The sequence below is a fragment of the Micromonospora sp. NPDC049662 genome, assembly GCF_040675055.1.
Classification (GTDB): Bacteria; Actinomycetota; Actinomycetes; order Mycobacteriales; family Micromonosporaceae; genus Micromonospora.
This window is the reverse complement of sequence record NZ_JBFAOC010000008.1, coordinates 186494-199990: the sequence shown is the minus strand read 5'-3', so window position 1 is coordinate 199990 and position 13497 is coordinate 186494. Positions and strand designations below refer to the sequence as shown.

The window sequence follows — 13497 nt, the reverse complement described above, 5'->3', positions numbered from 1 at the left end:
CTTCTGTGCCGCGCTGGTAGTATTCAGCCAGGTGGTGCTGTCGCCTCCCCCCGCCGGCCCCGCCCGCCCCGCCCGCCGGCGCCCGTCCGTCGCCGGCGCCCGTCCGTCGCCGGCGCCCCCGATCGCCGACCCCGATTGGCGTGCGTCGACCCCGCCGCCCCCTCGTCGGCGCGGTCGATCCGCCGCGAGCGAAGTGTTCAGCTTGCGGTCGCGCCGATGCGCGGGGGCGTGGCCGTGCCGTGGACGCGCTTGGCGTACGTGCGGTAGAGCCGGGGTCCGACGATCGGCATGAGCAGCCGCGCCGGCAGCGGGGCGTGCGCGAGCACCGCCTTGATCACCGCGGCGTCGCCCTCGTACATCGCCATCCCGAAGATCAGCGGCAGGTCCTTCTTCGGGGTGTCGTTGAGCCCGTGCTCACCGAGCTTCGCCCATTCGGCCGCGGTGACGTACCGCTGCGCCAGCGGCAGGATCTCGGCCTCCTCGAGGGCCATGTGCTCGGCGGCGACGGTCCGGAGCTGCTCCAGGGCGTCGGCCACGGCCGCGCCGTCGTGTCCGGTCCGACGCCATGCGGGGAGCAGCGCGACGACCGCCTCGTAGGCCTGCTCGATGCCGTGGTGCTGGGCCTGCATCGCGGGGACGACGGCGGCCGCCTCCGCGCCACCGCGCTCGGCGAGCAGCGGCCACAGGAAGAGGTCCTCACCCTCGTGGTGCAGGTGCAACTGCTGGCACAGGAGCGCGGCGTGGGCGCCGACGACGTCCGCGCGCTTCGCGTCGCCGGGCCGTACGCCGCGGACGAGTTGTGGGAGCAGGCCGAGCTCGCGACGGAACATGATGTGCACCATGTACATGTCGCGGACGTCGGCCATCGCTTCCTGGTGGGTCTGGTTCACGGTTCCCTTTCCACGGATTCGGTGGGTCGAACACGACGATCATTCGCGCCGCCACTTGGAACCCACTTGGAAGGAGGGAGTCAGTCGGCCAGCGCCGCCGTCGCCTGGGCCAGCCAGTGCGGCGCCTCCCACCGGCGCGCCAGCGCCGCCGCCAGCCGGAAGTGTTCCGCGGCCTCCTCGGTACGACCTGTCAGGCGGAACAGCTCCCCGAGCGTCAGCGCGACCGGTCGTACCACGGCCGCCGTGGTGGAGAGCCCGGCCAGTTGATCACGGAACGGGAGCAGCGCGTCGATCACCGGCTGCGCCAGGTCCCGCCGACCCAGGGCCACGATGACCATCGCCCGTACGCTCAGCAGGGACGACTGGAAGTAGTCGGGGCGGTAGGTGTGCCGGCCGATCGGCATGGCCCGTGCCTCGTCCACCCGGCCGCTCTCGATCAGCGCCAACGCCAGCAGGTCGTCCACGATCGGCCCCAACGACGGCCGCATCCTGCGGGTCGCCTCCACGTGCTCGCCGAAACGGCCCTGGCTCATCAGCAGGGTCGCCACGGCAAGGTAGTGGAAGGCCTCCGCGTGCAGCGATCCCTGCCGCCGCATCTGCTCGGCGACCTCGTCGTAGTGCCTCCGCGCGGTCACGAAGTCACCGGCGACGTGTGCGAGCACGGCCAGGGAACACAGGTGGAGAACCTGCGCCTCCTTGAGCTGGTACGTCTCGGCCAGCTGCCCCTGCCGCGTGACGCTGGCCCGGAGCTGCTCCGGGTCGTTGAGCGCGGCGGCGCAGTGACCGACCACCTGCTCGGCGACCCAGCGCCAGGTCACCAGGCCGTGCTCGTCGGCGAGGTCCCGCAGCTCCCGGGCCAGCTCCAGGCGCTGCGGGGCCTCCAACTCGTAGTTCAGGGTGCGGGCGCGGGCGGCCAGCGCGAGGGCGCGCAGCTCGGGGTCATCCAGCCGCCGGGAGACCGCCACGGCCTCCCTCCCGGCCGCCACGCCGCGTGGGTCCGCTTCCCCGTCCAGCTCGGTGGCGAGCGCGTCGAGCAGCCGGCACCGGGTGACCGGGTCCAGGTGGTCGGCGCGCAACAGCCGCGTGAGCAGCTCGACGGCGGTGTGGTCCACGGCGCCGTACTCATGGCGCAGCCAGGGGCTCGGCACGGTCCACGCGGTGAAGGCCGCGATGAGCAGCTCGTCGCGGCCGGCCGCGATGGCGATGTCGACGGCCCGCGTCCGCGTCCGCTGGGCGGCGGCCACCGCGCCGGCCCGGGCCTGGGCGCGCAGCAGCCGGCCCAGCAGGTCGACCCGGAGCGCGTCCCGGTCCCCGGGCACCGACGCGGCCGCGTCGACGGCGTTTGCGAGCAGTTCGATGGCGGCGTCGTACGCGTACCGACGCTCGGCCAGCTCGGCGGCGCGGACGGCGTACTCGACGGCGAGGGGCGCGGTGTCGGTCGACGCGGCGCGCGAGTAGTGGTACGCCAGGGCCGGATAGTCGTCCGGGTCGAGTCGGCGGGTGACGGCGGCGATCCGGGCGTGCAGGCGGGTACGGCGTAGCTGCGGCAGGTCGCGGTAGATGGTGTCGCAGACCAGACCGTGGACGAAGCGGACCCGTCCCGGCGCCGGCTCGGTGAGCAGACCGGCGCTCAGTCCGGCTTCCAGCCCGCCCAGGACGGTGCCCTCGTCGGCGCCGGAGGCGTCGACGAGGGTCCGCACGTCCGCCTCCCGGCCCACGGTCGCGGTGAGGCGCAGCACCGACACCGCCGCCGACGGCAGGTGGGCGAGTCGTCGACGCAGCACGTCGCGGACGCCCTCGGGCACGTCGGAGGTGGCGACGAGGGTGCCCTCGGCGGCGAGCAACCGGGCCGACTCGCGGACGTAGAAGGGGTTGCCGCCGGTGCGTTCGGCCAGCGCGGCGACGGTGTCCGGATCGACGCTGGTCCGGGCCAGCGCGCCGAGCAGCCGTTCGACCTCGGGCGTCGTCAGACCGCCCAACGCGATCCGCTGCGGCGACCGGCGGGCCAGGACGGCCATGGTGTCGGCGAGCCGTTCGGCGTTGTCGGCGGGCCGTAACGCCGCGACGAACAGCACCGCGCCCGCCGTCGTCTCGGCCACGCTGGTCAACAACAGCAGCGTCTCGGCGTCCGCGGCGTGCAGGTCGTCGAGTACGACGGCGACCGGTCGGCCGGCGGCCGCGGCGTCCAACCAGGCGGCCACGGCGCGATGCAGCCGGAACCGGCCGGCGGTGACGTCCCCACCGACCTCCCCGTCGCCCTCGTCGAGCAGCGGTGCGAGCGCCGGGGCGAGAGCACCGGGCGGCGCCTGGAGCGCGAGGCGCCGTAGCGCCTCGACCCACGCCCAGGCCGGCGGGGCGCCCTCGGCCTCGGGGCAGCGACCGAGGGCGACCAGCCAGCCGGTGGCGTTCAGGTCCTCGACGAACCGGCTGAGCAGACGCGTCTTGCCGGCGCCCGCCTCCCCGCTGACCAGCGCGACACGCGGGCCACCTACCCGCGCCTCGGCGGCTGCCTGTCCGAGGGCCGCCAACTCGGCCTCCCGGCCGACGAACGTCTCCTCCGGCCGCTCGGCCCCGGCGGCCGTCGTCGCGGCGGCCGGCGGGAGCAGGTCCAGACGTTGGCCCAGGATCGCGGCCTCGACCTCGACCAGCGCCGGGCCGGGGTCCAGGCCGAGCTGGTCCACCAGGGTCGCCCTGGCCCGCCGCAGCGCGGCGAGCGCGTCGCCCTGCCGGCCGGTACGCCACAACGCCAGGGCCAGCAGCCGCCACGCCTCCTCCCGCAGTGGCGCCTGGCGGGTCAGCAGCTCCGCCTCCGGCACCGCCTCGGCGGGGTCGCCGCCGCGCATGGTCACGTCGACCAGCAGCTCCCGGGCGACCAGTCGCAGCTCCTCCAGGCGCAGCACCTCCGGCTGCGCCCACGGCTCACCGACGAATTCGGCGTACGCCGGGCCGCGCCACAGGTCGAGTCCGGCGCGGAGCAGCTGACGGGCCCGCTCCGGGTCGGTCGAGCTGACCGCGCGAGCCTCGGCCAGCAGCGACTCGAATCGGCTGGCGTCGACGGCGTCGGCCGGCACCCGCAGGGCGTACCCGGGTGGCACGGTGACCAGGACCCGCGCCGGCGCCCGGCGCTCGCGGGTCGGCTCGACCACGCGGCGCAGGTGCGAGACGTACGCCTGCAGCGAGACGATCGCCCGTGGTGGGGCGTCCCCCCGCCACAGCAACTCGATCATCCGGCCGACGGAGACGACCTCGCCGCGGGCCGCCAGCAGCAGCGCGAGCACGGCGCGTTGACGGGGGCCGCCGAGGTCGGTCGGTCCGCCGGTGTCGACCTCGACCTCGAGCGGTCCGAGCACCCGTAGCAGCATGACTGGGCCAATCCTAGTCAACGGCGTCGGGCGATCCGCCCGTGCACGGTCACGCCCGGGTCGCCGCGGTCAGGCCGCGGCGGCCAGGTCGCCCGGCGCAGGCGTCACCGGTAATCGGAATCCGGTCCGGGCGCGGCCGGGGCGAAGCGCCGTCCGGGCGCGGCCGAGCGTCGGGGCGCTCGTTCCCACCGGCGCAACGTCGTCCCCGGTGACCGCGCGTAGTCGGCGGCGGACCGGCGCACGGTCGTCCGGCCGCGTCGGCGCGGCGGGCGTGGGGGCCTCCGGGGCGGTGGGAAGCGGTCGGAGAATCGGCGCGCGGTCGGGCGTCGGTCCCGCCGCGTTGGCTGCGCGCCGCTGCTGACCGGTGGGCGGCAGCGCCGCGAGGCCGCCGACGGTGTCGGATGCCGGATTCTCGGCGGCCCGCCGGGTGAGCACGGCGCGCAGGGCGTGGGGAAGACGCTCGGCGGCGACCTGACGCAACGCCGGCGCGACGAACGCGTACCCGCGGACGCGGTCGTCGCGCAGCAGTCCGGCGGAGACGAGGGCGCGCAGCAGGGGAGCGGACCTCCCCGGCCGCCACCCCAGCGCCTGGTCGACGGCCGGGCCGGAGAGCAGGCCCGTGAGGGTGCCGGCGGCCATCAGCACCGCCCGGCCCTCACCGCCGAGCCGGTCCAGCTCGGCGCCGGTGCTGCGACGTACCGGTTCGGGCAGCGTCGTCGGGTCCGCTCCCGCCGCGATCGAGGTGACGTATGCGACGGCGTGCCCGGGCCGGCCGCCGACCAGCGGCAGCAGCCGGTCGGCCAGGGCCACCGGCTGCCCGGCGCGGGTCAGCAGGTGCCGCAGGAGGCGGCCGGACTGGACGGCGGCCAACGGTCGGATCGGCACCCGCCGGGCGGGACCCGGCCGGGTGTCGGCCCACTGCGGCTGGTGCACGGTGAGCACGGCCAGCGGAACGCCCCGCACCGTGGCCGCGGTGAACAGGTCGTGCAGGAAGCGACTCACGGCCGGCGCGGCGCGGTCCACATCGTCCACGGCCACGACCAGCGGCCGATGGGCGGCCAGCCGCAGGAGGGCGTCGCGGCAGATCGCCGCGGCGGCGAGCGCCTCGACCGAGGCGTCCGGGGTGGTCAGCAGCCGGTGCAGCGCCGGCACCGCCGCCGCGACGCGGTCGGGCGGGTACAGCGGCGTCAGGGCGTCGGTCAGGCGTTCGCGGACCGCCGCCGGGCCGTCGCCGGGGCGGGTGCCGGCCAGGACGCGGACCAGCTCGGCGACCGGCGCGAGCACCTGATCGGGGTACGGCGGGCAGCCCACCACGCACCAGCGCACCGGCAGCCCGTCCACCGTGTGCAGCGTCCGGCTCAGCTCGTGCAGCAACCGGCTACGGCCGCTGCCGCTCGGGCCGACGAGGGAGATCCAGCGCGGTTCGCGTGTCCGCAGGGCCTCGCTCACCTGCTCGCCGATGCCGGCCAGTTCGCGGCGACGCCCGATGAGCGGGCCGTCGTGCCGGTCGGCGCCGGGACGGGCGGGACCGCTGGCGTGCCACACGGGCATCGGCGCCAACCGGCCGGCCACCGGCATCGGCGCGAGTTGACGCTGGGCGATGAGGCCGGCGGTGGCCCGCGCGGTGACCGCGCACAACGCGACACCGCCGGGTGCCGCGTACCCCTGTAGGCGGGCCGCGGTGGTGATCACCGCGCCGCTGGCCACGCCGTGACCACCGCTGACCGCGTCGCCCAGGTCGACCACCACCTCGCCGGTGGCGATCCCGACGCGCACCCGCAGGGTGATCTCGCCGAGGATGGGACGGCGGTCCAGCGCGGCCTGGATCTCCAGCCCGGCCCGCACCGCCCGGTACGCGTCGAAGCCGTCGGAGTGCCGCGCCCCGAACAGCGCCATCACCGCGTCGCCGACGTACTTCTCCACCACGCCCTGCCAGCGGCGCAGCACCCCGGCGACCCGTTCGAAGTAGGCCCGTTGCAGGGCGCGGACGTCCTCGGGGTCGAGCTGGTCGACGAGCGCGGTGGAGCCGACGATGTCGACGAAGAGGACGCTGACCGTCCGGCGTTCCTCGGGCACCGGCCAGTGTGGGCGGTCGGTCCGCTGTGTGTCGGCGACGATGGTGATCATGGGTGGCGCACCCGACCTTCCCGGGTGATGGGCTGACGACCCTCGGAGATTGGCATCCCTGGGCCGACAGGGGATCGGCAGAACGACGTATGTCGGCCGCCCGCAACCTTTAGTCGCAATGTCGACGCGAGGAGTACCACAAGCGGCAGATGGCCGTAGAACGGTCGGGGGGCCTGTGATTAGGCTGCGTGCCATGGCCAGCGATGTGGACACCGCACCGCTCGTGGGCCGGGCCGAGCTGGTACAGACGGTTCGGTCGGCGCTTCTCGGTGACGTGGCACAGGGACAGACGGCCGCCGTCTTCCTTACCGGCGAGAGCGGTGTGGGCAAGACCCGGATCCTCGGCGAGGTCGGCGTCCGACTGCGTGCGGCGGGCGCGTTGGTGTTGACCGGCAGTTGCCTGGACATCGGCGACGCCTCCCCACTGCACCCGTTGCTCCAGGCGCTGCGGCGTTTCGACGCCGACCTGACCGCCGCGCAGGCGCGCACCTCCTCGGCCGTACGTGGGCTGTTGCAGGTGTTCGCCGACGAGACCGGCGGCCCGGACGGCGCGGGCACCCTGTTGGAACGCGTCTCCCGGGGTCTGCACCTGATCGCCGAGGGACGACCGCTGGTGCTGATCCTCGACGACCTGCAGTGGGTCGACCGCAGCACCCGGCAGCTCCTGCTGTACCTGTTGGCGGGTCTGGGCGACCTGCAACTCTCGGTGCTGGCGGCGGTACGCGCCGAATCGTTGCAGGGCGCGCATCCGCTGCGCCGCGTGCTGACCGAGCTGCGCCGGCTACGGACGGTACGGGTGCTCGACCTGTCTCCGCTGGACCGCGCCGACACCGAACAGCTCGCCGCCGCGGTGGTGGGCCGGCCGCTTGCCGTCGAGGCGGCCGAGCAGGTCTGGCAGCGCAGCGGCGGCAACCCGTTCGTCATCGAGGAGCTGGCCCGCGACCTGCGGGACGGGCGGGACGGGCTGTCCGAGACGCTGCGCGAGATCTTCCTCGACCGGGTCGACGCGTTGCCGCAGCACGCGCACGCCGTGGTGCATGCCGTGGCGGCCGGCGTCGAGCCCGTGCAGCACTGGTTGTTGGCCGAGGTGCTGCACCTGCCCGACGGCGAGTTGATCGAGGCCGCGCGGGCCGCGGTCGCGCACCGGTTGCTGGTCAGCGCCGACGACGGCTACCGGCTGCGGCACCGACTCGTCGCCGAGGTGCTGGCGCACGAGCTGCTGCCCGCCGAACGCTCCGGGCTGCACCGCCGCTACGCCGAGGCGCTCACCGCGGCGCCGGGCGAGCTGCGGCAGGCCCGGTTGGCGCATCACTGGCGGCTGGCCGGCGAGCCGGCCCGGGCGTTGCCGGCCGCGGTGGGCGCCGCGCAGGAGGCCGAGCGGCTGCACGGTTACGCCGAGGCGCACCGCCACTGGACGGTCGCGTTGCAGTTGGCCGGCGACTCCGGCTCGCCAGAGGTGGACCGGGTCGAGCTGCTCGGTAACGCGGCCGAGGCGGCCCACCACTGCGGTGAGCACGCCCGCGCCTTGGCGTTGCTGGAGGAGTTGGTCGCGGTGCGGGGTGGCGCGCCGAGCTGCGCGCTGCACATCCGCCGGGCGCGATACCTCGCCGCCGCGGGCCGCTCCGCCCTCGCCGAGAAGGAGTACGAGCGGGCCCTCGACGCGTCGGACTGCTCGCCACGGGAACGGGCGACCGCCGCCGCGCGGCTCGCCGAACTGCTGCTGCACCTGGGCCGGTACGCCGACGCGGGCCGGCGCGCGCGGGAGGCGCTGGCGTTGGCCGCCGAGGTGGAGGGGTCCACCACCGAGGTGGTGCTCGCCAGCTCGGCGCTCGGCTTCAGCGACGCGTACCTGGAGGACCCGGAGGCCGGGCTGGCCGTCGTGCGTCAGGCCCTGGAGACCGCCGAGCGCTCCGGCCAGCCGGAGGACGTGGCCTGCGCGTACCTGCACCTGGCGGAGCTGTTGACCGGGCCGCTGAACATCCTCGAAGAGGGTGTCGTGGTGGCCCGCCGGGGCGCCGAGCGGGTGGCCGAGCTGGGCCTCGGGCGTACCTATGAGACCCGTCTGTTGGCCATCGCCACCAACGGGCTGTTCCGGGTGGGGCAGTGGGCCGAGGCGGAGAAGGTGGTGGCCGCCGCGCTGCGGCACCGACCGTCCGGGGCGGACGCCGTCGAGCTGCTGCTGGCCCGGTGCCGGCTGTCGGTGGGCTACGGCGACATCGCGGCCGCCGACCGGGACCTCGACGCGGTGGCGACGGTGCTGGCCGGGGGCGGCGCCCGACACGTCATCCCGCTGCTCACGCTGCGCGCCGGGCTGTCGATGTGGGAGGGCCGGCACGATGTGGCTCGCCAGGCGGTGCAGCGCGGCCTCACCGAGAGTCGCTCGGACGACGTGACGATCCTGTCCGCGCTGGTCTGGCACGGGTTGCGCGCCGAGGCGGAGGCGCACGCCAGCCGTACCGTCGACGTGGACCCGACGGCGGTACGCCGGCTGCGGGACGTGGCCGAGCGGGTGGCGCGCAAGAGCGCCGCCGCGGCCCGACCGGTGCGGTCGGTGGTGGACGGCTTCCTGGCGCTGTGCGCCGCCGAGGTGAGCCGCCTCGACGGCAGCGACCCGGAGCTGTGGGCCACCTCGGTCGCCGAGTGGGACCGGCGTAACCACCCCTACCCGGCGGCGTACTCGCGGCTGCGCCAGGCTGAGGCCCTGTTGGCCCGACGGAGCCGGGTGGCCACCGCGGGCAAGTTGCTCCGGGAGGCGTACGGGGTGGCCCAGGCGTTGGGCGCCGTGCCACTGACCTCGGAGATCCGGGAGCTGGCCGGGCGGGCCCGGGTGTCCCTTCAGGAGCGGGACAGCGCCGACGGCGCCGGCTCGGTCGAGCCGGCCGACGACGAGTTGGCGACTCTCACCGCGCGGGAGCGGGAGGTTCTCGCGCTCGTCGCCGAGGGGTTGACCAACCGGGAGATCGGGCAGCGGCTGTTCATCAGCGAGCGGACCATCGGCGTGCACGTGTCGCATATCTTCGACAAACTGCAGGTCCGCACCCGCGTGCAGGCCAGCGCGATCCACCTGCGTAGCGCGCGCGGTTGACCAACCCACTACGTATCCCCGGCGCGCGTGTGCGCCGGGGATACGTCGTTCTACTGATCCCGGCGGCGGTTGCCGGCTGAGAGGCTGTGCCCCGTCGACGGCGTCGCGTAGGCGCAACGACCATCATGGAGGAGAGATGACCGAACCGGTCTGGGGGCCCGTGCACCGGGACATCGTCGACCTGCTCGCCGATCACCCGGCGGACGTGCCGGCGGTGGTCGACCATCTCACGAAGCTCCAGGACCTGCTGGTGCGGTTGCCTCCGTTGGAGGCGAGCTGCCCGCTCGCCGACTTCAACAGGTTGTACCTGACGATCACCAGCAGTGTGCTGGACGGCCTGTACGACGACCGTTTCGTCGACCCGGTCTTCCTCTCCCGCCTGGACGTCGAGTTCGCGGCCCGCTACTTCGACGCTCTGCGGCTCTGGACCGACTCCAGCCCGGGCACGCCGAAGGCGTGGTCGTGTCTGTTCTCGCGGATGCGGGGGCCTGACGCCCGCCCGTTGCCGTCGGCGGCGGCCGGTGTGAACGCGCACATCAACTTCGACCTGCCGTTCGCGTTGGTGACGACGTTCGACCACCTCGAGTCGGAGCCGGTCGACGGCACCGACCAGCACCACGACTACCTCGAGATCAACAACATCTTCGCCGACAAGATCCCCGGTCTGCGCCGGGGCTACCTGGAGCGGTGGCAGCTGCTCATTGACATGCTCAACGGCGACATCGACGACTGGTACCAGGGGGAACTGGTCGAGTACACCCGCGATGTCGCGTGGCGCAACGCGCAGAAGATCTGGCGGTGCCGGCACGATCCGGACGCCCGAGAGTGCGAGCGTCTGCGGCTGGACGACAACGCCGCTGCGCTTGGACGGTTGCTGCTCTCGCCCCTCGGGGCGTTCCTGCAGTAGCCGGGACGGGGGGTCCCCGCGCTCCGCCCGTGGGGGCGGCGGAGCGCGGGGGCGCAACCACCCGCCCGCTCCACCTACCCGCGCGGTCCGCCGGCACCCGTCGGCGGCGACCGGGTAGTCGGCCGGTCGGCCCGGGGGGTGTCGACCGTCTGCCGTCGTCGGCCGGCCCGGGGGGTGCCGGCCGGCGACGGGGGAGCGGCGGGTGCGGGGCGGGTGCGGCGAATCCGGGGGTGTCGACCGATGAGTTCCGGGTACGCCCGCGCCATGACCGTCCTGGACCGGCGTCGTCCCGCTGCCCGACCTCGTCCCGCGCGGCCCGGTCCGCTGCGTCCGGGCGGCCCGGTCTCGCGGCCGGCTGCCCGGCCGGGTGCCCGATGACCGACGTGCCGACCCGGCTTCCGTTCCGCTTCGACGCGGCGTTCCGTCCGGCACTGGCGCTGGTGGGGGTCCGCCCGGCGACGGCCTGGGTCGCCGTCGACGACCGGGACCTGGAGATCCGGTACGGGCCGTGGCGGCTGCGGACCGGCCGGGACAACGTGCTCGGCGCCGAGGTCGGCGGGCCGTACCGGTGGTGGCGGGTGATCGGCCCGCGCCTGTCGCTGGCCGACGGCGGCGTGAGTTTCGGCAGCAGCGCGCGGGCAGGGGTCTGCGTGCGCTTCGGCGTACCGGTGCCGGCCCTGTCGCCCGCGGGCTGGCCCCGGCACCCGGCGGCCACGGTCACCGTCGCCGACCCGGCTGCCCTGGCTCGGCTGCTCGGCGGACCGGACCTGCCCTGAGCAGCCCACCTACCTGTCCCGTTCGGCCGCTCGGGCCGTGGGCTGGCACCTACGGTCGGATCAGGACCTGCGAGGGTGGGACGGGCGATGGCTGACGAGCACCGGGCGAGACCGCGACGCTGGGGCGGACGACGCCACACGCCGACCGGGCCGGACCCGGCCCTGCGCGCGGCCCGCGACCCGGCCCGGCCGCACCCGGGCGGTCGGCCGGGTGTCGTGGTGCCGGAGCGGGTGGACAGCCCGGCCCGCTCGACGACGCCGGCCAGCCCGCTGCGGCGGTGGCTCTTCGAGCACCAGGTGCAGCCGCCGGGCCCGGAGACGAGCGAGGGGCAGAACCGCCGGCACGCCTGGTGGCAGGTGATGTGCCTGACCGGGGTGGACTACTTCTCCACCCTGTCGTACCTGCCGGGCATCGCGGCGGTGGCCGCTGGCGCGCTGTCTCCGCTGGCGACCCTGCTGATCGTCGCGCTGACCCTGTTCGGCATGTTGCCCATGTACCGGCGGGTCGCCCAGGAGAGTCCGCACGGGCAGGGTTCGGTGGCGATGCTGGAGCGACTGCTGCCGTTCTGGCGGGGCAAGATCTTCGTGCTCGTGTTGCTCGGGTTCGTGGCCACCTCGTGGATCATCACGATCACCCTGTCCTCGGCCGACGCCACCGTGCACCTGCTGGAGAACCCGTTCCTGCCGGACGCCCTGCACGGCCCGGCGGTGCCGGTGCTGCTCACCGTGGCGCTGCTGCTCGTCCTCGGCGGGGTGTTCCTGCTCGGCTTCCGTGAGGCGGTGGTGGTCGCCATCCCGTTGGTGGCCGTGTTCCTCGTGCTCAACGCGGTGATCGTGGTGGTCGCGGTGGCCCGGATCGCCGGCGATCCCACCATCGTGTCGAACTGGACGGCGGCGCTGACGGCGAGCGGCGGCGGACCCGCCGACGTGCTGCTCACCGCCGTGTTGGCCTTTCCGCTGCTGGTGCTGGGCCTGTCCGGCTTCGAGACCGGAGTCAGCATGATGCCCCTGGTGGCGGCCGACGGACCGGACCGGCAGGCCCGGCTCGCCGCCCGGATCCGGAACACCCGGCGGTTGCTCACCACCGCCGCGCTGATCATGTCGGTGTACCTCATCTCGACGACGTTCGTGACCACCGCGCTCGTCCCGGCCGCCGAGTTCCGGCCGGGTGGGGCGGCGAACGGACGGGCGCTGGCGTATCTGGCGCACACGTACCTCGGTGAGGGGTTCGGCACCGTCTACGACCTGAGCAGCGTGCTCATCCTCTGGTTCGCGGGCGCGTCGGCGATGGCCGGGCTGATCAACATCGTGCCCCGCTACCTGCCCTCATACGGCATGGCCCCGGAGTGGGCTCGTGCCGTACGTCCGGTGGTGATCGTCTACACCGTCGTCAGCGTCGCCATCACGGTCGCCTTCCGCGCCGACGTCAACGCCCAGGCCGGCGCGTACGCCACCGGCATCCTGGCGATGATGGTGTCCGGCGCGGTGGCGGTGGCCATCTCCGCGGTCCGGAGCCGTCAGCGCGGCGGCGCCATCGGCTTCACCGTGCTGACGCTGGTGCTGCTGTACGCCCTGGTCGAGAACGTCATCGAGAAGCCGGACGGGATCACCATCTCGGCGCTGTTCATCCTCGGCATCATCGCGGTGTCCCTGGTCTCCCGGGTCACCCGGACCACCGAGCTGCGCGCCGAACGGATCGAGTTCGACGAGGCGGCCCGACGGTTCATCACCGAGTCGCTCGCCCACGACGGTCAGTTGCACCTGATCGCGAACAAGCGCCAGGGCGGGTCCCTGAAGGAGTACACGCTCAAGGAGCGGGCGCAGCGCGGCATGAACCCGGTGCCCGGCGCGTCCGACGTGCTGTTCCTGGAGATCGACGTGGTGGACCCGTCGGGATTCAGCCAGGTGCTGCGGGTGCACGGGGTGGAGGTGGGCGGCTTCCGGGTGCTGCGGGCCAGCAGCGCGGCCGCGCCGAACGCGATCGCCGCGATCCTGCTGGCGCTGCGCGACGCGACCGGGGTACGCCCCCACGCGCACTTCGAGTGGTCCGAGGGCAGCCCGATCGCGCACCTGCTGCGGTACCTGATCCTCGGCCGAGGGGACACCCCGCCGGTGGTGCGGGAGATCATCCGCCGTACCGAGCCGGACCCGCTGCGCCGCCCCGGCATCCACGTCGGCGGCTGAGGACACGCGCCGTCTGGTACCGAAAAAGATGAATGGCAGCACTATTCACGTTCACACCTCACTGTCCGGATTGCGGTCATATCGTGACCTCTGGTGGTCGGCGGCACGTCCGGCCCCCCGCGCCCGAATGGGACGCGGTCACGGCACGTACGCAGGAAGGCAGGAA

At 74.3% G+C, this 13497-nt stretch carries 7 protein-coding genes; 4 read left to right on the top strand and 3 right to left on the bottom strand.

The window, feature by feature from the left end; genetic code table 11:
• Positions 1–197: 197 nt before the first annotated feature.
• The 3 genes from AB0J36_RS09490 to AB0J36_RS09480 form a co-directional block, all read right to left on the bottom strand.
• Entirely contained in the window at positions 198–890 is a 693-nt protein-coding gene (locus AB0J36_RS09490; RefSeq protein WP_357118392.1) for a hemerythrin domain-containing protein, read from the bottom strand.
• A gap of 80 nt (positions 891–970) precedes the next feature.
• Positions 971–4240 (bottom strand): BTAD domain-containing putative transcriptional regulator, encoded by a 3270-nt coding sequence (locus AB0J36_RS09485; protein ID WP_363660380.1) that lies wholly within the window; start codon positions 4238–4240, stop codon positions 971–973.
• Positions 4241–4321: 81 nt separating this feature from the next.
• Positions 4322–6379 carry an adenylate/guanylate cyclase domain-containing protein gene (locus AB0J36_RS09480; RefSeq protein WP_357118398.1) on the bottom strand — a complete coding sequence of 686 codons (2058 nt, stop codon included), beginning with the start codon at positions 6377–6379 and terminating at the stop codon, positions 4322–4324.
• A gap of 193 nt (positions 6380–6572) precedes the next feature.
• Here AB0J36_RS09480 and AB0J36_RS09475 point away from each other — a divergent pair, with 193 nt between their 5' ends.
• The 4 genes from AB0J36_RS09475 (at position 6573) to AB0J36_RS09460 (ending at position 13331) form a co-directional block, all read left to right on the top strand.
• Positions 6573–9464 carry an AAA family ATPase gene (locus AB0J36_RS09475; protein WP_357118401.1) on the top strand — a complete coding sequence of 964 codons (2892 nt, stop codon included), beginning with the start codon at positions 6573–6575 and terminating at the stop codon, positions 9462–9464.
• 136 nt (positions 9465–9600) lie between these two features.
• Positions 9601–10371 (top strand): DUF5995 family protein, encoded by a 771-nt coding sequence (locus AB0J36_RS09470; RefSeq protein WP_355051163.1) that lies wholly within the window; start codon positions 9601–9603, stop codon positions 10369–10371.
• Positions 10372–10745: 374 nt separating this feature from the next.
• The gene (locus AB0J36_RS09465) at positions 10746–11147 is read left to right on the top strand and encodes a hypothetical protein (protein WP_357118405.1); all 402 of its coding nucleotides are present in this window, start codon (positions 10746–10748) and stop codon (positions 11145–11147) included.
• A gap of 87 nt (positions 11148–11234) precedes the next feature.
• Positions 11235–13331 (top strand): amino acid transporter, encoded by a 2097-nt coding sequence (locus AB0J36_RS09460; RefSeq protein WP_357394260.1) that lies wholly within the window; start codon positions 11235–11237, stop codon positions 13329–13331.
• The last annotated feature ends 166 nt before the right edge of the window (positions 13332–13497 follow it).